The organism is Mesorhizobium sp. M8A.F.Ca.ET.218.01.1.1 (assembly GCF_004791165.1).
Classification (GTDB): Bacteria; Pseudomonadota; Alphaproteobacteria; order Rhizobiales; family Rhizobiaceae; genus Mesorhizobium.
The window spans coordinates 330,933-356,390 of sequence record NZ_SRUZ01000001.1 but is presented as its reverse complement, the minus strand read 5'-3'; the positions used below and the strand labels follow the sequence as shown (position 1 = coordinate 356,390).

General features: G+C 62.7%; 24 protein-coding genes, 1 tRNA gene and 1 pseudogene. 8 read left to right on the top strand and 18 right to left on the bottom strand.

Annotated features, from left to right (window positions below):
• Positions 1-68 precede the first annotated feature (68 nt).
• The 3 genes from mmsB to chvE all read right to left on the bottom strand — a co-directional run bounded on the left by mmsB (position 69) and on the right by chvE (position 4,120).
• The gene (gene mmsB, locus EN861_RS01750; protein WP_127275618.1) at positions 69-1,355 is read right to left on the bottom strand and encodes a multiple monosaccharide ABC transporter permease; all 1,287 of its coding nucleotides are present in this window, start codon (positions 1,353-1,355) and stop codon (positions 69-71) included.
• Positions 1,352-2,884, bottom strand: a complete 1,533-nt coding sequence (gene mmsA, locus EN861_RS01745; RefSeq protein WP_127275619.1) for a multiple monosaccharide ABC transporter ATP-binding protein — start codon at positions 2,882-2,884, stop codon at positions 1,352-1,354. The genes mmsB and mmsA overlap by 4 nt, the downstream gene beginning before the upstream one ends.
• Before the next feature lie 165 nt (positions 2,885-3,049).
• Entirely contained in the window at positions 3,050-4,120 is a 1,071-nt protein-coding gene (chvE, locus tag EN861_RS01740) for a multiple monosaccharide ABC transporter substrate-binding protein (RefSeq protein ID WP_127275620.1), read from the bottom strand.
• 292 nt (positions 4,121-4,412) lie between these two features.
• On the opposite strand from chvE, the gene EN861_RS01735 reads away from it, so the two are divergent.
• Complete coding sequence (locus tag EN861_RS01735; protein WP_015319281.1) at positions 4,413-5,402, top strand: LysR family transcriptional regulator; 990 nt, start codon at positions 4,413-4,415, stop codon at positions 5,400-5,402.
• Positions 5,403-5,488: 86 nt separating this feature from the next.
• Here the strand turns inward: EN861_RS01735 and EN861_RS35285 are convergent, their stop codons facing one another.
• Together EN861_RS35285 and EN861_RS36030 are read right to left on the bottom strand one after the other, a co-directional pair.
• The gene (locus EN861_RS35285; protein ID WP_189343536.1) at positions 5,489-5,752 is read right to left on the bottom strand and encodes a hypothetical protein; all 264 of its coding nucleotides are present in this window, start codon (positions 5,750-5,752) and stop codon (positions 5,489-5,491) included.
• A gap of 282 nt (positions 5,753-6,034) precedes the next feature.
• Positions 6,035-6,367, bottom strand: a complete 333-nt coding sequence (locus tag EN861_RS36030; RefSeq protein WP_245512003.1) for a hypothetical protein — start codon at positions 6,365-6,367, stop codon at positions 6,035-6,037.
• Positions 6,368-6,370: 3 nt separating this feature from the next.
• Here EN861_RS36030 and EN861_RS36025 point away from each other — a divergent pair, with 3 nt between their 5' ends.
• On the top strand, positions 6,371-6,853 hold the full coding sequence (locus EN861_RS36025; RefSeq protein ID WP_245511999.1) for a Stf0 family sulfotransferase: 483 nt from the start codon (positions 6,371-6,373) through the stop codon (positions 6,851-6,853).
• 201 nt (positions 6,854-7,054) lie between these two features.
• On the opposite strand, the gene EN861_RS01720 is transcribed toward EN861_RS36025, so the two are convergent.
• The 9 genes from EN861_RS01720 to EN861_RS01675 all read right to left on the bottom strand — a co-directional run bounded on the left by EN861_RS01720 (position 7,055) and on the right by EN861_RS01675 (position 16,216).
• Positions 7,055-7,128, bottom strand: a tRNA-Gly gene (locus tag EN861_RS01720).
• Between the two features lie 74 nt (positions 7,129-7,202).
• The gene (locus EN861_RS01715) at positions 7,203-9,113 is read right to left on the bottom strand and encodes an acyltransferase family protein (RefSeq protein WP_135862045.1); all 1,911 of its coding nucleotides are present in this window, start codon (positions 9,111-9,113) and stop codon (positions 7,203-7,205) included.
• Positions 9,114-9,324: 211 nt separating this feature from the next.
• Positions 9,325-10,815: a hypothetical protein gene (locus EN861_RS01710; RefSeq protein WP_135862043.1), complete on the bottom strand. Its 1,491-nt coding sequence runs from the start codon at positions 10,813-10,815 to the stop codon at positions 9,325-9,327.
• A 231-nt stretch (positions 10,816-11,046) separates the two neighbouring features.
• The gene (locus EN861_RS01700; RefSeq protein WP_135862041.1) at positions 11,047-11,748 is read right to left on the bottom strand and encodes a class I SAM-dependent methyltransferase; all 702 of its coding nucleotides are present in this window, start codon (positions 11,746-11,748) and stop codon (positions 11,047-11,049) included.
• Positions 11,741-12,724, bottom strand: coding sequence for a glycosyltransferase family 2 protein (locus EN861_RS01695; RefSeq protein ID WP_135862038.1), 984 nt, complete (start codon positions 12,722-12,724; stop codon positions 11,741-11,743). Before EN861_RS01695 ends, EN861_RS01700 begins: the two co-directional genes overlap by 8 nt.
• Before the next feature lie 159 nt (positions 12,725-12,883).
• Positions 12,884-14,314 carry a HAMP domain-containing sensor histidine kinase gene (locus tag EN861_RS01690; RefSeq protein ID WP_127278851.1) on the bottom strand — a complete coding sequence of 477 codons (1,431 nt, stop codon included), beginning with the start codon at positions 14,312-14,314 and terminating at the stop codon, positions 12,884-12,886.
• Positions 14,311-14,985: a response regulator transcription factor gene (locus tag EN861_RS01685; RefSeq protein WP_135862036.1), complete on the bottom strand. Its 675-nt coding sequence runs from the start codon at positions 14,983-14,985 to the stop codon at positions 14,311-14,313. Before EN861_RS01685 ends, EN861_RS01690 begins: the two co-directional genes overlap by 4 nt.
• A gap of 46 nt (positions 14,986-15,031) precedes the next feature.
• Positions 15,032-15,418: a hypothetical protein gene (locus EN861_RS01680; RefSeq protein ID WP_135862033.1), complete on the bottom strand. Its 387-nt coding sequence runs from the start codon at positions 15,416-15,418 to the stop codon at positions 15,032-15,034.
• A gap of 180 nt (positions 15,419-15,598) precedes the next feature.
• The gene (locus EN861_RS01675; RefSeq protein WP_135862031.1) at positions 15,599-16,216 is read right to left on the bottom strand and encodes an outer membrane protein; all 618 of its coding nucleotides are present in this window, start codon (positions 16,214-16,216) and stop codon (positions 15,599-15,601) included.
• Between the two features lie 455 nt (positions 16,217-16,671).
• Between EN861_RS01675 and EN861_RS01670 the strand changes: the two genes are divergently transcribed.
• The 3 genes from EN861_RS01670 to EN861_RS01660 all read left to right on the top strand — a co-directional run bounded on the left by EN861_RS01670 (position 16,672) and on the right by EN861_RS01660 (position 18,809).
• Positions 16,672-17,610, top strand: a complete 939-nt coding sequence (locus EN861_RS01670; protein ID WP_135862028.1) for a hypothetical protein — start codon at positions 16,672-16,674, stop codon at positions 17,608-17,610.
• Positions 17,611-17,615: 5 nt separating this feature from the next.
• Positions 17,616-18,449 (top strand): galactosyltransferase Lgt5, encoded by an 834-nt coding sequence (locus EN861_RS01665; protein ID WP_127278855.1) that lies wholly within the window; start codon positions 17,616-17,618, stop codon positions 18,447-18,449.
• 96 nt (positions 18,450-18,545) lie between these two features.
• The gene (locus EN861_RS01660; RefSeq protein WP_127278856.1) at positions 18,546-18,809 is read left to right on the top strand and encodes a DUF6460 domain-containing protein; all 264 of its coding nucleotides are present in this window, start codon (positions 18,546-18,548) and stop codon (positions 18,807-18,809) included.
• A gap of 3 nt (positions 18,810-18,812) precedes the next feature.
• Here the strand turns inward: EN861_RS01660 and EN861_RS01655 are convergent, their stop codons facing one another.
• Complete coding sequence (locus tag EN861_RS01655; protein WP_135862026.1) at positions 18,813-19,715, bottom strand: histone deacetylase; 903 nt, start codon at positions 19,713-19,715, stop codon at positions 18,813-18,815.
• A gap of 132 nt (positions 19,716-19,847) precedes the next feature.
• Here EN861_RS01655 and EN861_RS01650 point away from each other — a divergent pair.
• Positions 19,848-21,188: pseudogene (locus tag EN861_RS01650) on the top strand (MATE family efflux transporter).
• Here the strand turns inward: EN861_RS01650 and EN861_RS01645 are convergent.
• Entirely contained in the window at positions 21,181-22,260 is a 1,080-nt protein-coding gene (locus EN861_RS01645; RefSeq protein ID WP_135862024.1) for a quinone-dependent dihydroorotate dehydrogenase, read from the bottom strand. The pseudogene EN861_RS01650 and the gene EN861_RS01645 sit on opposite strands and share 8 nt — an antisense overlap.
• The gene (locus EN861_RS01640) at positions 22,257-22,607 is read right to left on the bottom strand and encodes a DUF952 domain-containing protein (RefSeq protein WP_127870794.1); all 351 of its coding nucleotides are present in this window, start codon (positions 22,605-22,607) and stop codon (positions 22,257-22,259) included. Before EN861_RS01640 ends, EN861_RS01645 begins: the two co-directional genes overlap by 4 nt.
• A gap of 107 nt (positions 22,608-22,714) precedes the next feature.
• On the opposite strand from EN861_RS01640, the gene EN861_RS01635 reads away from it, so the two are divergent.
• Both EN861_RS01635 and EN861_RS01630 read left to right on the top strand, forming a co-directional pair.
• A complete protein-coding gene (locus EN861_RS01635) occupies positions 22,715-23,143 on the top strand; it encodes a hypothetical protein (protein WP_127870795.1) in 429 nt (142 codons plus the stop codon).
• A gap of 121 nt (positions 23,144-23,264) precedes the next feature.
• A complete protein-coding gene (locus tag EN861_RS01630) occupies positions 23,265-23,924 on the top strand; it encodes a response regulator transcription factor (RefSeq protein WP_127870796.1) in 660 nt (219 codons plus the stop codon).
• 17 nt (positions 23,925-23,941) lie between these two features.
• Here the strand turns inward: EN861_RS01630 and EN861_RS01625 are convergent, their stop codons facing one another.
• A complete protein-coding gene (locus EN861_RS01625; RefSeq protein ID WP_135862022.1) occupies positions 23,942-25,450 on the bottom strand; it encodes an MFS transporter in 1,509 nt (502 codons plus the stop codon).
• Positions 25,451-25,458 lie beyond the last annotated feature (8 nt).

Here is a 25,458-nt window from a genome sequence, read left to right as displayed (position 1 = left end):
GTGCCGACGGGCTGCCGGCAGCTTCGCGATCTAGAACCCGTATGCCTCCTAGTCCTCGCCTCCAGCCCTTAAGCCTTGTTCTTGTTGTAGACGTCGAAGATGACGGCTCCGAGCAACACCAGTCCCTTGACTACCTGCTGCCAGTCGACGTTGACGCCCATGATCGACATGCCGTTGTTCATCACGCCCATGATGAAGCCGCCGACCACCGCGCCGATCACCTGGCCGACGCCGCCCATCGCCGAGGCGCCGCCGATGAAGACGGCCGCGATCACGTCGAGCTCGCTGCCGAGGCCCGCGGCCGGCACGGCCTGGCCGAGACGCGCGGCGATGATCAGGCCGCCGAGCGCCGACAGCACGCCCATATTGATGAACACCAGAAGCGTCAGCCGCTCGGTGTTGATGCCCGACAATTGCGCTGCCTTGGGGTTGCCGCCCATCGCGTAGATGCGGCGGCCGATGGTCATGCGCTTGGTAACGAAGACGAACAGCGAGATCAGCACGCCCATGACGAGCAGCACCACCGGCAGGCCCCTGTAGCTGGCGAATTCATAGACCAGGAACAGCGCCAGCGCGCTGGCAACCAGCGTCTTGATGACGAACAGGGGGAAGGGCTCGGCCTCATAGCCGTGGCGCTCGCGCTTGCGCCGTGTCCTCACCCCGAAATAGGCATAGGCCAGCACGGCGATCAGCCCCAGCACGACCGTCGTCATGTGCAGCGTCAGGCCGCTGCCCAAAATGGTCTTGCCGGCCGCGTTTACCGTCGGCGCAATCAGCGTCAGCGGGCCGATCACATCAGGAATGAAGCCGGAGCTGAGTGCCTTGAAGCCGTCCGGAAGCGGACCCACCGAGGAGCCGCCGCCCAGCAGCGCCTGGCAGATGCCGCGGAAGATCAGCATGCCCGCCAGCGTCACGATGAAGCTCGGTATCCGGTGGTAGGCGATCCAATAGCCTTGCGCCGCGCCGATCAGGCCGCCCACGATCAGGCAGACGATCGAGACCACCAGCGGATTGCTGAGCGGTCCGAGCTGCCAGATGACCATCATGTTCGCCGCCAGCGCGCCGATGAAACCGGCGACCGACCCGACGCTGAGGTCGATGTAGCCCGAAACGATGACCAGCAGCATGCCCAGCGCCATCACGATGATGAACGAGTTCTGCTGCACCAGGTTGCTTAGGTTGACCGGCTTGAACAGCGTTCCCGACGTGGTGAACTGGAAGAACAGCATGATGACGATCAGCGCGATAATCAGACCATATTCGCGCAGGTTCGTCGTCAGCGCCGAGACGGCGATGCGTGGACGCTGTTCTTCGGCGATGTTGCCTTGCGGGGCGGGGGCGCTGTCGGTGCTCATGCTGCTTTTCCTTCTCCACGAACGATGGCCCGCATTATTTTTTCCTGGCTCGCGTCCGCCGCGGGCATTTCGCCCACGATGCGCCCTTCGTTCATGACATAGATTCGGTCGGTGATGCCGAGCAATTCCGGCATTTCCGACGAGATGACCAGGATCGCCTTACCTTCAGCGGCGAGGCGCGCGATGATCGTGTAGATTTCGTACTTGGCGCCGACATCGATGCCGCGCGTCGGCTCGTCGAGGATCAGAACTTCCGGGTCGGCGAACAGCCATTTCGACAACACCACCTTCTGCTGGTTGCCGCCCGAAAGATTGCCGGTCATCTGATAGACGCTCGATGCACGGATGTTGGTTTTCTTTCGATAGTCGTTGGCAACGGCGAGCTCGCGCATGTCGTCGATCACACTGTGGCGCGAGACGCCGCCCAGATTGGCCAGCGTTATGTTGTGCTTGATATGATCGATGAGGTTGAGACCGTAGGTCTTGCGGTCCTCGGTCACATAGGCGATCCCGTGTTGGACCGCCTTGCTCACCGAGGAGACGTCGACCGCCTTGCCCTTGAGCAGCACTTCGCCGGTGATGCGGCGCCCATAGGAGCGGCCGAACAGGCTCATGGCGAATTCGGTGCGGCCGGCGCCCATCAGCCCGGCAATGCCGACCACCTCGCCCTTGCGCACGTTGAGGTCGATGCCCTTGATCACCTGCCGCTCGGCATGGATCGGGTGATAGACCGACCAGTTCTTCACTTCGAACACGACCTCGCCGATGTCAGGCTCGCGCGGCGGATAGCGGTCGTCGAGCGAGCGGCCGACCATGGAGGTGATGATGCGGTCCTCCGAAATATCCTTCTTGGCCAGCGTCTCGATGGTACGCCCGTCGCGGATCACGGTAACCTTGTCGGCGACCCGGTTCACCTCGTTGAGCTTGTGCGAGATCAGGATCGAGGTCATGCCTTGCCGCTTGAATTCGAGCAGCAGGTCGAGCAGCGCCTGGCTGTCCTTTTCGCTGAGCGATGCGGTCGGCTCGTCGAGGATCAGCAGCTTGACTTCCTTGCTCAGCGCCTTGGCGATCTCGACCAACTGCTGCTTGCCGACGCCGATATTGGTGATCAGGGTCTTTGGGTCCTCCTTGAGGCCCACCTTCTTCAACAGGGCGCTGGTGCGCGCCTCGTTGGCGTTCCAGTCGATGACGCCGTATCTGGCGTGCTCGTTGCCGAGGAAGATGTTTTCGGCGATCGACAGCATCGGCACCAGCGCAAGCTCCTGGTGGATGATGACGATGCCCTTGTGTTCGCTGTCATGGATGCCCTTGAATTGGCATTCCTGGCCCTGAAAAATGATCTGGCCGTCATAGGTGCCGGAGGGATAGACGCCCGACAGCACCTTCATCAGCGTCGACTTGCCGGCGCCGTTCTCGCCGACAACGGCGTGGATCTCACCTTCCTCCACGCTGAGGTTGACGTTCGACAGCGCCTTCACGCCGGGGAACGTCTTGGTGATGTCGCGCATCTCCAAAATCGTCGAGGTCATCAGGGCAAGCTCCTCCTAGACTTTCTTGTTTTTACGCAATTCCTGACGGAGAACCGCCGCGCACTTTTCCTGGAATTGCTCTAGGCCGGCAGAAACAATACCGGGGTCGCTTGTGAACGAAAAGGGGCCCTGCGTTGCGCAGGACCCCTGATTTTATAACCGGGATTACTTCAGGTCTTCGGCCTTGATGTAGCCGGAATCGACGACCATCGCCTGGTAGTTCGACTTGTCGACCTCATGCGGCGTCAGCAGGATCGAGGGAACCACCTTGACGTCGTTGTTGTAGGTCTTTTCATCGAGGCCTTCCGGCTTGCCGCCCGAGAGCACCTTGTCGACCAGCTGCACAGTGGCCTTGGCCAGTTCGCGGGTGTCCTTGAACACGGTCGAGTACTGCTCGCCCGAGATGATCAGCTTGACCGAGGCGGTCTCGGCATCCTGACCGGTCACGATCGGCCAGGGCTGTGCGTCCGTGCCGTAGCCGACGGCGCGCAGCGAGGCGGTGATGCCGCGCGACAGGCCGTCATAGGGCGACAGGACGCCGTCGACGCGGCTGCCGTCCGAGTAGTTGGCCGACAGGAGGTTGTCCATGCGAGCCTGGGCGGTGGCGGCGAGCCAGCGCAGCGTGCCGACCTTGTCCATGCCGGTCTGGCCGGACTTGATCTTGATCGAGCCGTCGTCAATCAATGGCTGCAGGACGGAGATAGCACCGTTGTAGAAGAAGAAGGCGTTGTTGTCGTCGGGCGAGCCGCCGAACAGTTCGACGTTCCACGGCTTGGTGTTCGGGAAGCGCTCCTTGAGGCCCTTGACCAGCGAATTCGCCTGGATCACGCCGACGCCGAAATTGTCGAAAGTGGTGTAGTAGTCGACATTGGCGGTCTTCTTGATCAGGCGGTCATAGGCGACCACGACGACGCCTGCGTCGTTCGCCTTCTGCAGCGCATCCGACAGGGTGGTGCCGTCGATCGAGGCGATGATCAGCGCCTTCGGGCCCTTGGTGATTTCGTTTTCCAGCTGGCTGAGCTGGTTGGGGATGTCGTCCTGCGCATACTGCAGGTCGACAGTGTAGCCGAGCGCCTCGAGCTGGGATTTGACGGCGTCGCCGTCATTGATCCAGCGCTGCGAGGTCTTGGTCGGCATCAGCACGCCGACAAGACCCTTGTCGGCCGCGTGCGCCTGATAGCTCATGGCAGCGATGCCAAGGGCCGCGACGGCGGCCAGCGTCTTGATGATTTTCACGTTACTCTCCCTGGTTGATGGACGCGACACCTCGGGGCTTCGCGGGCCGCGCAGCCAGACAGGAGCGCAAAGGCGCCGCTGTCGGCTTTATCGATCTCCGGTATCCTCCCAATCGGCTCCGCGACACAGTTTCAATCGATACGATTTTGTTCGTTACCGACCCTTGCATCTCGGAGCGCGCGAAGGGTGGGTCCCTTTGCCATAACTGTCAAATGCGATCTTTGGTGGTTGCTATACCGAAACCGGTATGATCTAGCATGCGGAAAGAAACCGGCGGAAAGGCTGGAAGATCATGGCGGCATTGCGCGATCCCGATGCGATTCCAGTAAGTTACGAGAAGCTCCCGGGAGATGGGGAGACACTCCTGCGCAGTGGCTTGAGCTTGCGCCACATGCGCATGATCGCCGCCCTCGACGACCACGGACGGGTGAGCGCGGCGGCCCAGGTCATGAACATCTCCCAGCCGGCCGCCTCGCGCATGATCGCCGAGATGGAGGCGGTGCTTGACGTAAAGCTGTGCGAACGGCTGCCGCGCGGCGTGACCCTTACCCCCTACGGCCAGGCGCTCGCCAGGCGGGCCCGGTCGATCCTGCTCGAGATGCGCGAAGCCGACCGCGAGATTGCCGAGCTCAAGGCCGGCAAGGGCGGCTCGGTGTTCCTCGGTGCCGTGACCGCGCCGGCGATCGAATTGGCCGTACCGGCGATTCGCGAGATCCGCCGCATCTACCCGCGCATCGAGATCACCATGCAGGTCGAGACGTCGAACGTGCTCGCCCGCGAGCTGATCGCCTCGCGCCACGACTTCATCATCGCCCGCATTCCCGACGACCTCAATCCGCGGCTGTTCGAATCCCGTGTGATCGGCGTCGAGAAAGCCTGCCTGATCGTGCGCCGCGGCCACCCGCTCGCCGGGGGCAATGTGGTCAGGCTGGAAGACACCGCCGCCTATGACTGGGTCTTCCAATCGGGCGGTTCGCCCTTGCGCCAGGCGATGGAAAGCAATTTCCTGAACCGCAACATCGCGCTGCCGGACCGGATCTTGAACACCAGCTCGCTGCTGCTCACGCTGGTCATGGTTGCACAATCCGATGCCATCGCACCGGTCTCGGTGCAGGTGGCGAAGTTCATCCAGAATCCGGACGGGCTTGCCGGCGCCATCGATGTCGTCCAGACCGAGTTCGACATCGAGGTCAGGCCCTACAGCCTGATCACGGTCCGGAATCGCGTGCTCTCGCCGGCGGCCAAGATGCTGCATGATTTCATCCTGCGCGAAGTAGGGTGACGGAACGAGAACCGACACCGCGCGTTCAGAAGCGATCGGCATGCGCGCTGGAGCCTGTTTCGGGCGAGGGAACGAGGTGTCGATGGTCAACAACTCGAGAGGTTTTTATGGAACGTCGGAAGTTTCTTACTGGAATGCTTGGCGTTGCGGGGGCAGTGGCATTTGCAAGCGTGGCCGGACCCGGCCGCGCGGTTGCCGGTATTCCCCAGGGCACCGGAATTCTTGATGAGCTGGACAAGCCAGATCCGGCTGTCTTCGAAGGGGACGACGAAGTCGCGCTGGAGCAGGTCTCCCATCGCAGCGGCCACCATGGCCACGATTACCACGATGACTACTGGCGTCGCCGCCATGGACGCCGCCGCGGCTGGAGACGGGTTTGCCGCAGCTACTGGCGCCACGGCCGCCGCCGCGTCCGCTGCTGGCGCGAGCGCGTCTGGCTGTAATCGCTTCTGCGGTTGACGCAAAGGCCGACCACCACAACGTGGCCGGCCTTTGCGCGTACGGCGTTGATCGACCAGTGTAACGTGTATGGCCTGCATTTTGCCTTGGCGTGAGGTCGAATCTACGGAACCATATGAGCCTTTGTTCGTTGAGGCGCTGTTTAAGCGGAGCTTTGACATGTCGAGGGGCGATCAGGAAGAACGGCTTTCTGCAATCGAGGTCGGACAGGCCGCGGGCAATCCGCACGCATGAAAGGCGTGGCGATACTTACCGAAGCCCGTAGCGGTTCCGAATGGCTTGGCAGTCTCACAAACAGCACGGGATTGTTCGGCAACTCCGCCGAGTGGCTCGACACGACCAATCTCGGGTGCAAGCCGAAATCCTTCGATGACCTGCTGTCCGCCGTGATCGATCGCGGCGGGACCGCGAACGGCACGTTCGCCGTCAAGCTGTTTCCACGGCACCTTCACTGGTCGCAGGCCAAATATGGAGCCGACTTCCTGGCGGAATGCGGCCGGCGCCATGCCATGGGTTTGGTCCTGCTGGAGCGGCGGGACCGTCTTCGCCAGGCGATTTCCTATTGCCGGGCGAAGGCGTCAGGCCATTGGAGAAGCACGATGGACGGCGCGGACCTGGTTCCGCAATACGACTTCGCCGGCATCTGCCAGGCCTATTTTCTGATCGAGCAGAGCTATGCCTTCTGGGAGGCATATCTGCGGCTGGCCGATCTGCATTACGATCACTTTTTCTATGAGGATCTGTTGGACGATCCTCGTCCGTACGTCGCGTCGGTGGCTCGGCAATTGTCGATGGAAATGCCGGACGGAGAGTTCGAGACGAATTTGCGCCTGCAGCGGGACGACCTCACCGAAGATTGGGCCGAGCGGTTCCGCAACGACGTCAAATCGGAAGACCTACTGGCGCATCTGCCCAGGAAGGTGGCACCGCGGAATATCAGCAACCTCGCCCGGTTCCTCCTCAAGAAGCAGATGCGAACCGGCCAGGCCTGAATGCCTCTTTAGTCTCGCCAAGGGCAATTCCAGGAAAAGTGCATAGCGGTTTTCCCGGGAGAAGCGCGTAGCGCTTCCCCTTGGGAATTGCGTGAAAACAAAGAGTTAGAGCGGGTCAGCGATTCCGTGAAATGCTGAATCGGCTCGGGTGGACAGGTTCCTGCGTGGGCCGGATCAGCAACCGACTTTTCGGTTTCAGGCTGGAGCGGGTAGCGGGAATCGAACCCGCGCGTTCAGCTTGGGAAGCTGACAGGCTACCATTACATCATACCCGCGCTGCAGCCTCGTTATCATGACGGCATGGCTTCGGGCAATCGCAAAGCAGTGTCACGACGCGGGCTTCGCCAACTCACCTGGTGACGGTCGGCGCCTGCTCCCTGACCTTTGCGACTTCGCCGCCGGCGGCGAAGCTCGGCCAGTATTTCGAGATAGCCAGCGTCGCGCCGGCGGAAGAGAAATGGCCATAGTCGAAATAGAGAAACTGCTTGCTGGTGGCATCCGCATAGGAACAGCCGGTGGCGTCGCACAGATAGGTAAGCGGATCGATGAAGGTCGCGCCTTTGGCGAAGGGCTGCACCTGCTTGTTGATGTCGGGATCCATGGCCATCGGCCAGGATGTGTTCACGGCGCCCTCGTGTTTTGCAAAGAAAGCGATCTTCTGGACGTCGGCGATGAACTCCGGAGACTGGCCGATGACATAGACCTTGACACCCATGTCGCGCAGCCGGTCGATCGTCGTTTGCAATCCGTCGAAGCCCCTTGCCTGGTAATCCGTCCATCGTCCGCTCAGGATCACCGCCTGGATATTGGCATCGCGGATGATCGACAGCGCCCGTTCGTTGAAGCGGGTGCAGGCCGGCCGGGCATAGGAAAAATAGGACAGGTTGGGTGGGCAGCCGGCATAGGTATATTGGATGACGTTGGCCTCGATTTTCTGCGCGTTGGCCTCCAGGCCCGAAACATAGTGAGCCGCGAAAGAATCGCCCCACAGCAGCACATTGGTGGGAAAGCCGTGCGTGCGCGTGCAGTCGGCAAGGTTCCAATCCTCGATCCGATTCCCGCCTTCGTTGAAGCAGACGCCGTTGCGCCAGTCACCCACCAGGATGCGTTGCGTCGAAAAATCAGGGAACCGCTGCGGAAAGCCGTTGCCGAGCACGCCGGCCAGACCGCCGACGCACAGCAGGGCAATCGCCGTCGCCGAAAAGGCGAAGATCGGCAGCGGGGCGGTAAAGGGTCGCTTCCGCCGGAAAGGCTGCTCGACATATTTCCACGAGAAGGTCGCCAGGGCGAAGCTCGCCACCGTCATCGCGACGATCGTCGGCACCGAGATGGCTTTCAGCGAGAGATAGTGGACGAAGGAATTGATCGGCCAGTGAACAAGGTAGAGCGAATAGGAGATGAGGCCGACCCAGACCATCGGAGAGAATTGAAGCACGCGCGTGGCGACAGGCACGGGCCGGTCGGGGTGATTCTGGCCCGCATAGATGAGCAGAGCGGTTCCGATGCAGGGAAACAGGGCGTTGTAGCCAGGAAACGGATCGCTCTCCGAAATCGTCAGGAAGCCGAATGCAAGCAGGGCAAAGCCGGCCAGGCCGACCAGTTCCGTTGCCGGCCGGCTGGCTAGTGGCGGCGGCCTTTTCAGCATCAGCATGGCGCCCAGCGCCAGTTCCCAGACACGTGTCGGCAAGAGGTAGAAGCCGGCGGTCGGCGCCAGCGTCGTCGCCATGACCGCCAGGGCAAAACTGCCGATGGCGATCGGCAGAAGTATCGTCAGCCAGCGCTTCGAGGCATACCGGTAGATCAGATACACAAGGATCGGCGCGAAGATGTAATACTGCTCCTCGACCGAAAGCGACCATGTGTGCAGCAGCGGCCGCAGTTCGGCGTCGATCGAAAAATAGTTCGTCGTCTTCCAGAAATAGATGTTCGACCAGAAGGTCGAGGCCGCGATCACGCTGAGGCTGAATTCGTGCAGGTCCGACGGCAGCAGGATGAACCAGGCCGCAATGCTTGCAAGCAGGATGACGAAGGTCAGCGCCGGCAGGATGCGCCGTGCGCGACGCCAGTAGAAGCGTCCGATCGAGAATTGGCCGCGCTCGAGATCATCGAGCAGGCTGCCGCTGATCAGATAGCCCGATATGACGAAGAAGATGTCGACGCCGGTGAAGCCACCGGGAATGGCGGACACGCCGAAATGGAAGAGCACGACGGGCAGCACCGCAACGGCCCGCAGGCCATCGATATCACGCCTGTAATTCATTCGACCGGTCCGTATGCCGTGGCCGGCGATGGTCGTGCGGCGGAGCCTGAAATGCTCCTCATACGGCAATCCCCGGTCGTGCGAAAAATCGTGGCTCGTGGGTCCCACGGAATGTGCTCTGCAGCACAACTTTGCTGCACTGCAACATACATGTCAAGACGAATGCCAGGCTTCGAACGCTGGCGACGCCGATTTGCCGGAACGGGATGAATCAGGCGCCGGGCAGGTAGATCACGGCGTAGTCGTCGGCATAGGCCCGCTTCCAGCCCAGTTCATCGAAGAAGGGGATGCGGGTGTCATCGGCTGTAAGCAGTGCCCAGCCGATGGCGTATTTCTTCAACTGGGCCTCGAGCAGCGGTTTGCCGCCGGTTTGACCCGTCGCCTCATCCGTTTTCGTGAACCCGTCCTGGAACAGTTGGTCCGTCCTGCCGTCGATATAGGTCTTGATGCCGTGGAAAATCAGCGTGCCGCCGAAATTGTAGGAGTTCATCACGTTGCCGGACAGGTGGTGAGCGCTGGCGAACGCAAGGGCGCCGCTGGCCGATGTCTTCGGGCTCGCTGCGACTTGGTAGGCGTTGTTGAGCGCAAGGACCGCGCCGACCAGCAACACGGCCGTCGCGCCGCAGAGCAGATGGAACCGGCTGGCGAAGAACTTTTCCAGTACGTCACGCTTTTCGCTCAGCCAGGCGCCGGCTGACAAAGAGGGGTACTGGCGCGCGACTTCGACCGCCACCACCACAGGAACAAGCAGGAAGAACAGATAGACGAAGCGCTGGTGCGACAGGTAGACATGCAAGGTGAAGACGACGAACAACGCCTTGGCCCAGCCGATCCGCAGCCGTGACGTTATAAGCCCGAAAAGCGCCACCAGTATAGCGGCTTCCTGGAGATCCTGTTCCTGGACATTGAACGGCCGCCACTCCAGGATCAGCGGTACTGCTTCATTGCCATGGGCGACGGTGAACGTGGCCAGAATGGCTTGCACACCATAGGGATGGATCAGGCTGACCAGCGGACAGAGCAGGCCAAACGCAACCCACTTCGTCAAAAGAGCGGGTTTCGACAGGCCGGTGCGCGCCACGAGATCGAGACCGGCGAAGGCGGCGATGACGAAGCTCAAGGTGAAGGTAGCGTGCAGGTTGGCCCAGAGCACAACCAGCGCGAGGAGCCACCACGGCGGGGCCTTCTCCTCCGCCGATGCACGAAACAACACCGCCGTCCAGGTGACGATGATCGGCAAGGTGAAGACGTGGGGACGCGCCGTATAGACAGGTGCGATCAGGATGGCCAGGATGAACGTCAGCGCTACCGCCAGTACCGGCTTCAGCCACGCGCTGAGGAACCATGCCGTCACGGAGACTGTCAGCCCTATCGCGGCGATGATCAGCGTGGCGACACCAGTCCATCCGCCGCTACGGTAGGCAAGGCTCAGAAAGACCTGCCCCAGCCATTCCTTTGCGATCCACGGATGCCCGGCAAAAGTGTAGGAATAGGGATCGACCGTTGGAAATGCCCGGTTTGCCAGGAAATCCAGCCCGACTTTCACGTGCCACCAGCTGTCGGGGTCCTTGAGGGTCGCACCCGCGAATGGGGCCAATCCAGCAGCTGCAATGGAGGCGGCAAACAGGCAGAATATCAGCCTGATGCGCTGTGCATCCTCGAGCCGCGACGTGGTCGGAACGATTGCCTCAGCCTGGTTCATGTCGCGCTCCGGGCCATTTTGCCTCTATTCTTGTCAACCGATCGGGGCATCCGCGCCGCCGGCGGAGAACGAAACGGGCTTAGCCGGAATGAAAAACGGCGGCGAACAGCCGGTTTCCCGCCAGATGGACAAACGGTTTTCGATGAGAGCTCCAGCCCGGCTGGAATGACCGCATATCCCAGCGTCGTGCTCAACAGGCCGACGGCGTCGGATAACAGCATCCCCGGACAGTCAAACGAGCGGCTTGACCACATGCGCAAAATATTGGGCTCCAACAGGTATCTTGGTCAGGAAACGCTCGAACGGCCGCAGCCTTGCAAGCGGTCTGGGAAAGAAAATCCGATAGACGATCCGAGTGCCGGAAAAACCCGCCGCGGCCATTCGCCTGCGTATCTCTGGCGAGCTTATCAGGACCGCGTTCTCGTCGAAGGCGCAATTCCTTACCGCGTGGGTGGTCAAAGGATTCCACGGATTGTGCTCGAAGACAAAGAAACTGCCGCCATTGGCCAGCACCCTGCCGATCTCGGCGAACAATCCGATCTGAAGGTTTTCGGGGATGTGATGGAAAACGCAAGCCGCGAAGACAAGGTCGAAGCTATGGTCGGCGAAGGGGATTGTCTGGCCGTCGAAATGCGTGAACGCGGCCTGATCGGGGAAGCGCTTGCTGGCGATGTCGAGCGATTCCCGCGAAGGATCGAGCAGGACGATCTCGCTGTCGGGAAACGCTGCGCGCATATGGCCGAGCGAATTGCCGACGCCGGCACCGAAGTCGAGGATGCGCCTGGGTTTCACGCCGGCCCGTCTCAGTGTCGCCGCGACGTCGTCGATCTTGTATTTCGCGAAGAAGTCCGGCGTCTCGCCACTAAGCCTTATGCTCGCGGCATGCTGCTCTTGGTACTCGCGCGCAAACTGGTCGAATTCGGCCTCAAGCACGGGCGGCTCTCTTCGCCATCTCCTGCAGACGATGCGCGGGCAGACCCTGGGCTGGCTCGCTGCGCGAAACGATCCCGTTGACGAAATAGAGCGGCCGCCGCTTCGTTTCCATGTACATGCGGCCGAGATACTCGCCGAAGATGCCCAGCACCAGAAGCTGTACGCTTCCTAGTATAAGCATGATCGCGGCAAGGCTCGTCCAGCCGGGCAGCACATTGCCGCGAGACCATTCGAACAGCGTATAGCTGAGCACGACCAGGCCGAGCAGGCCGAACATCATCCCCAGCAGCGAGGCAAAGCGCAAAGGCACGATCGAAAAGCTGGTCATTGCGTCGATCGCCAGAAGAACCATCTTCTTCAGCGGATAGTGGGTGGTGCCGGCAAAGCGCCGGTGCCGTTCATAAGGGAAGGCGACCTGCCTCAGCCCGATCCAGCTCACCATGCCGCGAATGAACCTGTAGCGTTCGGGCATTGCAATCAGATGGTCCAGCGCACGGCGGCTCATCAGCCGGAAATCTCCGGAGTCCGGCGCGATCTCGACATCGACCATCCTGCCGAGCAGGCGGTAGAACATCGAGGCGGAGGCCAGCTTGAACCAGCTCTCGCCCTCCCGTTTCACCCTTTGGCCGTAGACGACGTCGAAGCCTTCATCCATCTTCGCCATCATCGCCCCCAGCAGTTCGGGCGGATCCTGGAGATCGGCGTCGAGAATGAGAATGCGCTGGCCGCGGCAGAACTCCAGCCCGGCGCTCAAGGCGATCTGGTGGCCGTAGTTGCGTGCAAGATCGATGGCGACGACATGGTCGTCCTTTTCGGCCAGGTCGAAAATGGCCTCGCGAGTGCCGTCGGTCGCCCCGTCGATGACGAGCACGATCTCGTAGGGGAGGCTTTGCTCGAGGCATACCGCGCTGACACGCCGATGAAGCTCCGCCACGCCGGCGCGTTCATTGTAGCAAGGCACGACGACCGACAACATGGGTGCGCGGTGCGCGCCGATTTTTCCCGTTCCCGCCAAAGCCTGGCTCCCACTGTGGAGATGACAATAGCAGCAATTGGTTAGAAAACAGATAAGTCAGGAGCCGGCGTGGCCACTGGCTGGCTGGCCGATATGCGTTCGGCGCCGTCAACGGCCGGGTCACGAACGAACCGGCAGTTCCATGCGGATGCGGGCACCGCGCCATGAGCCCGCCAGGATACGGATGGTTCCCTCATGCAGCAGCGCGATCTGCCGGGCGAGATTCAGTCCCAGCCCGGCCCCGCGCGATTGCGGCTGCAGGCGATAGAAGGGCTCGAACACATTCTCGCGCTCTTCCACGGGAATGCCCGGGCCTTCGTCGCGCACCTCGATGCCACCCGTCCGGTCGATCGCAATCGTGATGGTACCGCCGCCGCCGCCATGCTCGATGGCGTTGCGCACGAGGTTGGCGAGCGCCCGCTCGATCTGCAGCACGTTGACTTCGACGCGTGTCTTGTCGGGCGACGGCTCGAAGGCAAGGTCGTAGCCGGCCTCGATGGCGAGCGGCGCGAAGTCGGCCGCCACCCGGCTGACAAGATCGTCGAGATCGACGATCTCGCGCTGGTCGGATGGGCGGTCGAGCAATTGATGATCGAGCAGTTGCTGTGCGAGATGCGACAGGCGCTCGATATCATGCAGCAGCCGCGTGCTTTGCGGCTCCTGCCGCAGCAGCTCGGCGCGTGTACGCAGGATGGCGATCGGCGTGCGCAGTTCGTGCGCCGCGTCGGTGAGGAAACGGTTGTGCCGGTCGTACCCCTGCGCGAGGCGCGCCAGAGCCTCGTTGAAGGCATGCACCAGCGGCGCGATCTCCTGCGGCACGTGCTTGACCGGCAGCTGCATCGCACGGGTGCCGATATCGATGCGCGCCGCCTGGCGGACGGTTTCGACAAGGCCGGCAAGGGAGCGGCGGACCACGGCCGGCGTCGTCACCAGTGTGGTGGCGCCCATGACGAGGACGATGGGCAACAGCAGGATCGCGATGACGAGCGCCAGCGCCGGCAGCGCGCGTTCCCAGTTCCTGCTGCCGTCCGGATACCGGGCGACCTCCACCGTGGCCGAAATGTTGATCTCGAGCCCGTCGGTCTCCTGGCGCGACGACTGCGTCGCGGCGATGATCCGTACCGCGCCGGCTTTGGTCGAAGCGTTTTCGATATAGGCTTCCGGCCGCATGTCCTTGTCGGAGAATCCGATCGTGGCGTGGTCTGCCTCGCCGAGCAGGACGCCGAAGTCCTTGGTGTAGACATCCGGGATCGTGCCGGAACGGACGCTCTGCCCGCTATCGTCGCGAACGATGTACCAGACATTGGGGAAGCTCTGGCGGAACGCGGTAAGCTCTTCCGTTTCACGGACGACCAGCCTGCCGTCCTTGTCGCGGTCGACGGCATCCTTGACGGCCGCGACGGCAGCCTCGTTGTCGATGAGCAGGCTCGGATTGGCGATCCAAAGGGCTGCCGCGCACAGCACGATGAAGAGGAGCAGCGTCGCCGCCTGCAGCAGGATCAGCCGGCGGACCAGGACCCATTGCAACGAGCGTGCGCGCACTTTCTTCACGAGGCTGCCCGCAGGAGATAACCGAGATTGCGGATCGCTCGTATCTCGATGCCGGCGGCGACATCGTCGAGCTTGCGGCGCAGCCGCGACACATGTGCGTCGAGCGCATTCGAGCCGATCTCGTCGTCCAGGGCGTAGACGGCCTCCTCGAGAGCGCTGCGCATGATGGTCCGGCCCGGCCGGCGGATCAGCGTTTCAAGCACCAGCCTTTCACGCCGGGGCAAATCGAGCGCGTGATCCTCGACCAGCGCCTCGCGATGGCGGAAATCATAGGTGAGGCGGCCGACCATTGTCTGATTGGCGCGCGAGGTGAACGAGCGGCGGTGCAAGGCGTGGAGCCGCGCGACGAGTTCCACCGTGGCGAAAGGCTTGACCATGTAATCGTCGGCGCCGGCATCGAGCCCGGCAACCCGGTCCTCCAGCCCGCTCATCGCCGTCAGCGCGATCACCGGCACATCCAGATGCAGGGCGCGCAGGCGCGGGATCAGGCTGAGGCCATCGCCATCCGGCAGCCGGCGGTCCAGCACCACGGCGTCGTGATGGCCCAAACGAGCCACCGCCTCCGCATCGGCCAAGGTCGCGGCATGGTCGACGATGATGTCCAGGCGCTCCAGAGCGGCCTTCAGCACGGAGGCCATTTCCGGTTCATCCTCGATCAGCAGGACGCGCATTGGCGTTCTCCTTAGCGCGTGGCCGCGGAATTTGCGGCACGGCGGTTCACTCGCATTCCAGCTTCGGCCGGCGGAAATTGGTGATGAACCAGCGGCCGCCGGAAGCGCGGGCGTAAAATGTGTAGAAGCATTCCTTGCGCTCGATATAGCCGGGCGTTTCGGTCTCTTCATAGACGGTTCGGTGTTTTGTGTGGCGAACCTCGCCGCTGGATGTCCCGGAAACCGCTGACGTCGAGACCTGGCGCCACTGATAGGCGCGTTCTCCCCGGCCGAGGTCGACGATCGCCGTTGGCGGCCCGTAATCCAGAACGACCGATTCGACCGGCTGTCCGACATAGTTCTTCATGATGTCGGAGGCGCAGCCCGCCAATGCGAGCGCGATAGCAATGAACAATAGCTTGGACGTCCGTCGGCCCGGGCGATGCGTGGACATTGCTGATTCCCATGGTGAAAATTCACGCAGGCGACCTAGATTGCGAAGATTACATCGACATTGCGACAAGCATGGAATGCTTCGTCGCCTCGGGCGGGATGTCTGCGTCCAGGCATCAAGAACAAGAAGATCGCGCGATGCCGCGGCCATCGCGCGATCGAGGTCGGCCGCCTGCTGTTTCTAGAACCGGTAGTTGATGCCGGCTTTCAGCTCGTGGCTGCCGATCGTCTCCTTGGACCTGCCAAGGGCCGACGTCGTTTCCACGTCGGGGGTGCGGACATAGTCGTACTCGACCTTGGCCGAGAGGCCGCCGGCGAAGCCCTGCTCGATGCCGGCGCCGACGAGGTAACCGACCTTCCATCCGTCGCTGCTGCTCACGCCGTCGCCCTTGTCGAACCTGGTCATGGCCACGCCGCCGGTTCCGAACAGCAGCGTCTGGTCGAAGCTCACGCCGGCCTTCGCCTTGGCCGCGCCACGCCATTTTTCCTTGATCTTGCCGCCCTGGACATTGTGCTCGGCACCGCCCAGATAGGAACCTTCGATCTCGGCGCCGAGAACCGCCGGGCCCATCTGTTGGTTGTAGCCTGCCTGGACGCCGCCGCTGAAGCCGTTTCGGCCGGCGAACGGGTTCGGCATTCCCGTGAATGCCGTGCCGCCATGGACGCCGACATAGGCGCCGCTCCATTGGGAGGCAGGAGGGTCGTTGTAGGCAGGCGAGAGGTCGGCGGCTGTTGCCGGCCCGAGGAGGCAGACGGCAAGGGCACCCGCCGTCAGGACGATCTTTGCTTGAGGGGACACTGCATTACTCCAACACAAACGCGCATCCGCACCCGATACGCTGGTTAACTGCTGAGGACCCTGACCATTGGGGCGGTCAGCTCCGATTGGTGTCTTTCTGGATGGCCGCGCGGTTCTGGGACCGGCTTTCGCCGGCTATGTGGTACGGGTAGATCGCCGCGCGGTCCGTCACCTGAAAGACGCCTGGTATCTCGCAAGTGAAAATTGCACGCACATTGCGCAAAACTGGAAAACGGCGATTTTGTGCTTTATTTTCAATAAATTAAAATGAAATTGTTTACCCATATTTAAGAATTGCGAATCTCGGGCAACCGGGAAACTCGATCACTTGTTTGACATGAACAGGCTTCCCAGTTGCCCGCCTCACGCGCGGAAGCGTACAAAATCCGACGGCAATCGGCCTCGAGGGCGGGGCTTCGGTTCGCTGGTGCCAGGCAATTCGGGGGAATTTGCTTTTGCGAATCATTTATTTCCATTCGGACACGCATCCATATGACAAGGCGATCTACCCAGGCGTGGGCCCGGCCTTCGCCAGGCCGTTTTCATGGGAGGCCCGGCCGATCAGCCAGATCGGCAGGGGCCATTGCGAGGTCGCCGTCGTCGACAATCGCCTGGAGCCCGGAGACGTCGAGGTGCTGAAAAAGCACCTGGCGGTCCCCGCAAGCGACAGGCCCGCGCTCTTTTTCCGGGTCAGCGATTCGGACATGCCGGAGACAACCAACCCCTGTGTCAGGTTCATCTTCGATTGCGCCGACCATCCCGGCGTTCACTATGCCACGACCTATGATCCCGAGGGGCCATTCCTGGCATTCGTAGGGACGCTGAAAGTCTCTCGCGTGGTCCATTTGCCCTATCCCTACGATACCTCGCGGGAGGTCGAGATTCCCTTGGCCGGCCGTCGCCGCGGGGTCTTCCTGTCGGGCAGCAATTCCAGAACATTATACCCGGTGCGCTATGCCTTGCGTCGCCGGCGTGCGCGCTTTCCTTGGCTGCGACTGTTCATCTTCGACCTGAAACACCCGGGATATCCCGAACATGGCAAGCCACCCCGTCATGACTTCACGCATGCGCGCTACATCGGTCTTGCGGCGCAATTCAGCCACTTCTTCCTTTGCGGGACGCGCTACAATGTCGAGCTGATGAAATATGTCGAATGCGCCTATGCCGGCTGCGTGCCGGTCGGGGTGCCGGCAGGCTCGCTGGATGCGGTTGCCGGGCGGTATTTTCGCCCATATGGCGGTCCTGGGCTCGATCTCCTGAAGGACCTCTGGCAGCCCATGCGGGAGCTCGAGGAACGGGCGGCCGGATACAGGGCAGCCATGCGTGAACTTCGGTCGCCCGCCAGGATCATCCGCGATTTCACGGCAGAGGTCAGGGGCATCGAGGGCAAGTGATCGGCATGGACAGGCAACATCCGGAAGCAGCGCCGGATGGCGCCATCGAACCTGTCGTCAATGCCGTTTGGATCGGAGCATCCCTGGACGACCTGCATGCCGCGTGCCTGCGTTCCTTCGTGCTGGCGGGCCACCGGGTGCATCTTCATTGTTACGACACCCCACGCAATGTTCCGCCAGGCGTCGAAACGGTCGACGCGTCGAAACTGATGCCAAGGGAGCGGATCGTCTACTACAGGTCGAACGGAAGTCCGTCCCTCTTTTCCAATCTCTACCGCTTGAAGATCCTGGAAGCAGGGCTCGGCCTGTACGTCGATTGCGACGTGTTTTGTCTCAAGCCCATCCCGAAACAGGACTATATCCTTGGTTACCAGTCGAGCGACCAACTTAACGGCGCCGTGCTGAAATTGCCGGCCGGCAACCAGACACTGCTTGAGATGCTGAAATTCGCGGAAGATCCGTATTACATCGTGCCCTGGCTCAACCGCTCCAGGCTGATGCGCTACAGGTTGCGCAAATTCATCGGCCTGCCGATCCACATTTCCAACTATAGCTGGGGCAGGCTGGGCCCCGAGGCGCTCACCTATTTCGCCAGCAGAACCGGCGACATCGGTCACGCGGTTCCCATCGACGTCTTCTATCCGCTTAGTCACCATCAGGTCGCAATGCTGCTCGATCCGGACCTTTCGCTTTCGGATATCGGCACTCCGCGTACGCTGTGCATTCATCTGTTCGACCATACGCTCCGCCAGTGGATGATCGGCCGCACCGTTCCACAGGGCTCGCCTCTGGGGCAGATGCTCGAGCGCTGCGGGCTTTCCACGGCAGCCGGACGCTAGCAACGGTCCTGGCTCGTGCCGGCTTGCTGGATGGCCGCCAAGCACGTATCTCTTGGCCGTGCCCATGAGTCCGGGCATCTCAATCGGGAGACGGCATTGTCCGCACTGACGCGCTTTCTCGGCGACTCGCCGCTCAGGGTTGTCCTGAAGCTGCTGGTGGTATCCTTTCTCGTCGGCCTAGTCATGAACGCCTTCGGCTGGTCGCCGATGGATGTGTTCTACGGTATCCAGAAGTTCTTCATCGACCTTTGGAATCTCGGCTTCCACGCCATCGACCGCTTCCTCGGCTACATCCTGCTCGGCGCCGCGATCGTCGTGCCGGCCTTCATCCTGCTCAGGATCGCCAACTACCGGAAATGACTTTCAGGCGTACCCCGAGGCCACCTCGAACAGGATGGCGTGGCGCGCGGCAAGTGCCGGCACATCGGTGGAATAGCCGCCGCCGATGACACCGCAGACAGGAATGCCGAGCGCCCGAAAATGGCCTATGACCATCTCGTCGCGGGCGCGCAGGCCGTTGTCGGAAAGTGCCAGCCTGCCGAGCCGGTCCTCGGCATGGACGTCGACGCCGGCGTTGTAGAAGACGATGTCCCAACGCGCTCTCGCCGACAGCTCCGGCAGGGTCGCGGCCAGCCTTTCGACATAGGCGGCGTCGCCCGTGCCGTCGGGCAGCGCGACGTCGAGGTCCGAGGCGATCTTGCGGACGGGGTAATTGCGCTCACCATGCATGGAAAAGGTGAAGGCGCGCGGCTCATCGCTCAGAACGTCCGCCGTGCCGTCGCCCTGATGCACGTCGAGGTCGACCACCAGGATGTTGTGTGCGGCGCCCTCTTCAAGCAGAACCAGCGAGGCGACGGCGACATCGTTGAAGGTGCAGAAGCCGGCGCCTTGCGCGCGCCGCGCATGATGGCTGCCGCCGGCGGTGTTGCAGGCGATGCCGTGGCGCAAGGCAAGCCGCGCCGCCGCCACCGTGCCGCCGGCGGCAAGCTGTGCGCGCAGCGAGACGCGCGGGCCGACCGGAAAACCGATCTCCCGCTCGATTTTTTCAGGCACGGCGCAGCGGATGACCTGGTCTACATAGTCCGCCGCGTGGGCGAGCCCGAGCCATGACGCGGGCGCGGGTTCGGCTGTGTTGAGCGCCCCGGGGCTGATCAGGCCGCGTGCCCGCAAGGCCTCCATCAGCAGCGGATATTTGCTCATCGGAAAGCGATGGTTGGTGGCAAAGCCGGCGTCGTAGTCGGGGTGGTGGACGATCTGCAGGGGCATCAAACTGGGTCGGACGGTTTCGCGCCAGAGCGGGATTTCGGTTGGCCGTCGCGGAAGGACGATTGCGCGGTGGCCAAAAAATGGGGCACATCGGTTCCCCGATCAAGCCGCAATCAGCAAGGCAGCAATCCTTTGGACAACGGTGCCATCCCAGCCGACGCCAGAGCCTTTTCCGTCACCAATCGCTCGGTACTTGCCATCGCCGTGCCGATGACGCTCGCCTATCTGACGACGCCGCTGCTCGGCCTGGTCGATACGGCTGTCGTCGGCCAGTTCGGTGATGCCGCCCTGCTTGGCGGCCTGGCGGCCGGCGCGCTGGCTTTCGACGTCGTCTTCACCACCTTCAATTTTCTGCGTTCGGGCACCACCGGCCTCGTCGCCCAGGCCTTCGGGCGTGGCGACGCCCTCGAGGAACAGGCGGTGTTCTGGCGCGCCGTGCTGATCGCGGTCGTTGCCGGCGTCGTGCTGGCAGCGCTTTCGCCGCTCATTGCCGTTGGCGCCCAATGGTTCATGGACGCCGGGCCACGCGTCAGCGAGGCGATGGGTGTCTATGTCAGGATCAGGCTGCTCGCCGCGCCCTTCTCGCTGATCAACTACGCCGTCCTCGGTTACGTGCTGGGCCGCGGCGAGGGCGGGCTCGGGCTTGTCCTGCAACTGGTGCTCAACGGCATCAACATCGCGCTCTGCTTCCTGCTCGGCCTGGAACTTGGCTGGGGCGTTTCCGGCGTCGCCTGGGCAACCGCCACCGGCGAATTCCTCGCCATGCTGCTTGGTCTCGCGATCGTGGTGCGCCGGTTCCGATCCAGCCCGCCCTTGCCTCGCCACCGCCTGCTCGACATGGGCGCCTTCCGGCACATGCTGTCGCTCAACCGCGACATCATGATCCGCTCGTTTTCGTTGCTTGCCGCCTTCGCGCTGTTCACCCGCCAGGGCGCTGAGTTCGGCACGGTGACGCTCGCCGCCAATGCGGTGCTGATGAATTTCTTTCTTGTCGCCGGCTATTTCCTCGACGGCTTTGCTACCGCCGCCGAACAGCTGGCCGGCCGCGCCATCGGCGCGCGGGCGGCGCAACCCTTCCGGCAGGCGGTCCGTCTGACCCTGTTCTGGGGCTTCGGCTTGGCCGGCGGCGCGACATTGGTGCTGTTGCTGGCGGGTGCCAATCTGGTCGCTGTCGTGACGACATCGCAGGAGGTCCGCTAGGTGGCCGATGTCTATCTGCCGTGGGCGGCGTTCACCGCGCTGAGTGGCGTGCTCGCCTTCCAGATGGATGGGGTCTTCATTGGCGCGACATGGTCGCGCGACATGCGCAACATGATGCTGTTGTCATTTCTCGTCTTTGCCGCCGCGCTGATCACGCTGGCGCCCGCCTTCGGCAATGCCGGTCTGTGGGCGGCCCTGCACGTCTTCCTGCTGGTGCGGGGATTGAGCCTGCTGACAATTCTGCGGCTGCGGATACAAACCGCGTTCAGCTGAGCGGCTTCGACGCCCATCGATCGACATGACTGTCGCGCAACTCGCGCATCGACCTGAGTTTCTCTGTCTCGGCAAAGCGCGCCATCCCGGCGACGATCCGGCCCGGCAGCGCCGGTCCGGCATAGATCATGCCGGTGTAGAGCTGGACGAGATCGGCGCCGGCGCGGATCTTTTCCAGTGCGGTTTCGGCGGAGTTGACGCCGCCGACGCCGATGATGGCCATGTCCGGCCCGACGAGCTTGCGCATTTTTGCCAGCACGATGGTCGAGCGCTCGAACAGCGGCGTTCCCGAAAGCCCGCCGGTCTCCCGCGCGGCATTGCCGCTGCGCAGCGCCGGCCGGGAAATCGTGGTGTTGGAAACGATGATGCCATCGATCCGCTTTTCGATGACCTCGGCGGCGATATCCTCCAGTTCGGCCTCGACCAGATCCGGCGCGATCTTGAGGAAGACCGGCGGCCGCGCGATTGCTGTGGCACGCGCGGCCATGACGCGGGACAAAAGCTCGCCGAGCTGTTCGCGCGCCTGCATGGTGCGCAGCCCTGGCGTGTTGGGCGAGGAAATGTTGACGGTGAGATAGCTGGCACGGGGAGCGAAGCGGGCGACGCCGCGCTCATAGTCGCCGACGCGGTCGGTGCTGTCCTTGTTGGCACCGATGTTGACGCCGACGATGCCGCCGCGCCCCTTGCGCGCGGCAAGGCGTTTTTCGGCCGCCGCGTGGCCCTCATTGTTGAAGCCCAGCCGGTTGATGACGGCTTCATCCGATGTCAGCCGAAAGATGCGCGGCTTCGGATTGCCGGCTTGCGGCAGGGGGGTGACGGTGCCGACCTCCGCGAAGCCGAAGCCCAGCCCAAGCAGCGCGTCGGGCACCTCGGCGTTCTTGTCGTAGCCGGCCGCCATGCCAAGCGGATTGGGGAAATCGAGGCCGCAAAGGCTGATCTTCAGCCTTGTATCGCGTACCGTCCGCGCGCCGACCGGCAGGCCGCAGCGCAATGCCGCGATCGACAGGCCGTGCGCGGTTTCCGGATCGAAGGTGAACAGCAGCTTCTGGCCGATCCGGTCGAGCACGCTCATTGCCCCTCCAGGGCCGGGAACTGGTGGCTACCGTCGGCACCGAGCGGCAGCGGCTTGACCCACAGCACCGCCTTCGGGTCGAGCACGCCATAGAGATGCGGAAACAGCGCGCCGCCGCGCGAGACCTCGTATTTCAGCGCATCACCCAGGCTGGCGCCGTCGACGGCGACCAGCAGAAGGTCGGTCTGGCCAGAAAAATGCTTTGCCGCGGTTTCCGCTGCCTGCTCTGCCGTCGAGAAATGGATGAAGCCGTCGGCGATGTCGATTGGCGCGCCGGTGAAGCGGCCATTGGCTTCGGCCTCGCGCCAAGGCGCTTGCGGAGTTATCTTGTAGATAATCTGTGACATGGTTGCGCTATAATCCGAACCAGTCGTCCGGGGAAGGCCAGGCCAAGGGTCTTCCCCATTTCCGGCGCAAAGATGCGATATTTCAGGCTTTGGCCATGGAGGACGACATGCGTCTGCAGCACATCTTGATCCCCGCCGCGCTCGTTTCACTGGTCGCGGCTTCAGCTTATTCGGAAGAAACCGACCGCTACCGGCTGGAAAAGTCGGCCACCGGCTATATTCGCATGGATACCCAGACCGGCGCGATGTCGATCTGCGAAGAGCGTTCGGGCCAGCTCGTCTGCAAGATGGCGGCCGACGAACGCGCCGCTTACCAGGATGAGGTCGATCGCTTGCAGACCTCGATGAAGGCAATGGACGAGCGCGTCACCAGGCTGGAGAATTCGCTCTCCGCCCGCCTCGAATCGAAATTGCCGAGCGAGGAGGATTTCAACAAGACGATGAGCTACATGGAGCGCTTCCTGAAGGGCTTCATGGGCATCGTCAAGGATATGGACAAGGATAGCGGCGCCCAGCTCAACTCGCAGAAGACTTGAGCGCCAGAGACAAGGAAAACGCGGCGCGTTGGCTTTGCCGCTTGAAAACAGCGCGCTGCCCCTCATAATCATCCGACTGATCCCGCAAAAAGCAGTAAATCGGGGATTCGGGGAGGGACATTTGCCGTCAGGCTATTCTTTCGTCATCGCCGACGATCATCCGCTGTTTCGCGGCGCCCTGCGCGAGGCGCTTGCCGGCATCGGCAATGTCACCGCCATTCACGAGGCCGGTGATTTCGAGAGTGCCAAGGCGCTGGTCGTGGCCAATGAAGATGTCGATCTGGTGCTGCTCGACCTGTCGATGCCTGGCGCCAGCGGCCTCTCCGGCCTGATCTCGTTGCGCGGCATCCATCCGGCGGTGCCGCTGGTCGTGGTGTCGGCGCATGACGATCCGGCGACCATCCGGCGCGCGCTCGATCTCGGCGCTTCCGGTTTCATCTCGAAGTCGGCCAGCATGGAGGAAATCCGCGGCGCGGTGCAGTCGGTGCTTGCGGGCGATATCGCGGCACCCGTCGGCGTCGATCTCGGCGTCGAACGCGATCCCGAAATATCGGACCTGATCAAACGGCTGCAGGCGCTGACGCCGCAGCAGACCCGCGTGCTGGGCATGCTGGCCGAGGGCCTGCTCAACAAGCAGATCGCCTATGAGCTCGGCGTCTCCGAGGCCACGATCAAGGCGCATGTCTCGGCCATATTGCAGAAGCTCGGCGTCGACAGCCGCACCCAGGCGGTGATCCTGCTGTCCAAGATCGGCAGCGACCCCCTGCAGCCGGCGGGCTGAGCGCCGGCGTCCTCGGCTCAATCGGAACACTCAACTTCGGCTCGCCGCACCGGCCGGACGCTGAAGACCATGAAACTGACGGCGGCCATGATCCAGACGCCGATGCCGCCATAGAGCATCACCCAGCCAAAGCCATTTCGCAGCGCGTCGCGCATGACCGGATCGGGTAGACCAGGGATGGGATTTCCGGCTGCGATCCCTTCGGCGGCGAGACGCAGCTGGGCGGCATCGAGGTCGGGCAGCACTCGGCTGAGATGTGCCAGCACGCCGCTTGCAAGGATGAAGCCCATCACCGCTATGTTCAGCGCCAGCGAAACCATGCGGGCGCTCATGTCGATGCCCGACGCCATGCCGGCGCGGTCGCTCGAAACCGAACCCGTCGTCGTGTTGGTGACGGGCGTGTTGGTGATCCCGAGGCCGGTTCCGGCGATCAGGCAGCCAGACAGCATCGTCAGCCAGCTGGCCTCGGCGGCCGCGCTGCCGAACTTCATCGCGATGAACCCCACGCCGATGACGGCGAGCCCCGCCGGGATGACAACGCCAGGCTGGTAGCGCAGCGAAAGCCGCTCCGCCAAGGGCGGCATCATGAGCGTCGGCAGTGTGTAAGCGAGCAAGGCAAGGCCGGTGGAAAGGCTGTCATAGCCGAGCCCGGCATGGAACCAGATCGGTAGGTAGATCATGAAAGGCCAGTAGGAGAGGTTCATCGCCGCCGAGCCGACGATGGCGCCGGAAAACGGCCGGATCCGGAAGACCGAGAAATCAAACATCGGCCGCTTGCTGATCCTTTCGGCGATGAGGAAGGCGATGAAGCTCGCGATCGAGACACCGAGGATCACCAGTGCCGTCGGACTGGCGAAACCGAGATCCGGTCCTTGCGTGATGTAGAAGACGAGGCAAAAGACCGATGGCGACAGCGTCACGATGCCCGCCAGGTCGAGCTTGCCCGCCTGTGGATCTTTCGATTCATGGACGCCGGTCAATGCCAGCACAAACGCCATGACTGTTGCCGGCACATGGATGAGGAACACCCATTCCCAGCTCGAGATCGCGACGATGCCGCCACCGACGATGGGCCCGAAGCCAAGACCGACACCGAAGATGACGCCCCACCATCCCCAGGCCACCGCGCGCTCGCGGCCTTCCCTGAATTCGTGCGACAGAACGGCGAGCTGACAAATCAGCATCGCGCCGCCGCTCAGGCCCTGCAGAAACCGGGCGACGATCAAGGTGGATACGTCGTCCGCCAGGCCGCAGATCAGCGACGTCAGGCCGAAGGCGGCGATGGAGACCAGGAAGACGCGCTTGCGCCCGTAACGGTCGGCGATGGTGCCGACCGCCATCAGCACGGTGGTGACCGCGATCGTGTAGGCGTTCATCACCCACTGCAATTGCCTGAAGTCCGCGTGCAACACTTCTTCCAGCGTCGGCAGGATGGCGGGGACGCTTGAAATCTCCAGCCCGAACATCAGGCATGCCAGGCAAGCGGCAAACAGGACGACGATGCCTCGGCGGGTGAGGACAGCCATGGTCAAAC

Coding starts and splice junctions, on each gene's coding strand:
- EN861_RS01655 (WP_135862026.1), bottom strand. CDS start 19,715: ATGCCCCTGCAGATCGTCCACCACCCCGACTACGACGCCGGCTTTGCC.
- EN861_RS36030 (WP_245512003.1), bottom strand. CDS start 6,367: ATGGCGCCGGCCGCATTCCGCCAGGAAGTCGGCTCCATATTTGGCCTG.
- EN861_RS01645 (WP_135862024.1), bottom strand. CDS start 22,260: ATGAGCGTGCTCGACCGGATCGGCCAGAAGCTGCTGTTCACCTTCGAT.
- EN861_RS01735 (WP_015319281.1), top strand. CDS start 4,413: ATGGCGGCATTGCGCGATCCCGATGCGATTCCAGTAAGTTACGAGAAG.
- mmsA (WP_127275619.1), bottom strand. CDS start 2,884: ATGACCTCGACGATTTTGGAGATGCGCGACATCACCAAGACGTTCCCC.
- EN861_RS01625 (WP_135862022.1), bottom strand. CDS start 25,450: ATGGCTGTCCTCACCCGCCGAGGCATCGTCGTCCTGTTTGCCGCTTGC.
- EN861_RS01680 (WP_135862033.1), bottom strand. CDS start 15,418: ATGTCCACGCATCGCCCGGGCCGACGGACGTCCAAGCTATTGTTCATT.
- mmsB (WP_127275618.1), bottom strand. CDS start 1,355: ATGAGCACCGACAGCGCCCCCGCCCCGCAAGGCAACATCGCCGAAGAA.
- EN861_RS01640 (WP_127870794.1), bottom strand. CDS start 22,607: ATGTCACAGATTATCTACAAGATAACTCCGCAAGCGCCTTGGCGCGAG.
- EN861_RS01695 (WP_135862038.1), bottom strand. CDS start 12,724: ATGTTGTCGGTCGTCGTGCCTTGCTACAATGAACGCGCCGGCGTGGCG.
- EN861_RS36025 (WP_245511999.1), top strand. CDS start 6,371: ATGGGTTTGGTCCTGCTGGAGCGGCGGGACCGTCTTCGCCAGGCGATT.
- EN861_RS35285 (WP_189343536.1), bottom strand. CDS start 5,752: ATGGCGGCGACGCCAGTAGTCATCGTGGTAATCGTGGCCATGGTGGCC.
- EN861_RS01710 (WP_135862043.1), bottom strand. CDS start 10,815: ATGAACCAGGCTGAGGCAATCGTTCCGACCACGTCGCGGCTCGAGGAT.
- EN861_RS01715 (WP_135862045.1), bottom strand. CDS start 9,113: ATGAATTACAGGCGTGATATCGATGGCCTGCGGGCCGTTGCGGTGCTG.
- EN861_RS01635 (WP_127870795.1), top strand. CDS start 22,715: ATGCGTCTGCAGCACATCTTGATCCCCGCCGCGCTCGTTTCACTGGTC.
- EN861_RS01685 (WP_135862036.1), bottom strand. CDS start 14,985: ATGCGCGTCCTGCTGATCGAGGATGAACCGGAAATGGCCTCCGTGCTG.
- EN861_RS01665 (WP_127278855.1), top strand. CDS start 17,616: ATGGACAGGCAACATCCGGAAGCAGCGCCGGATGGCGCCATCGAACCT.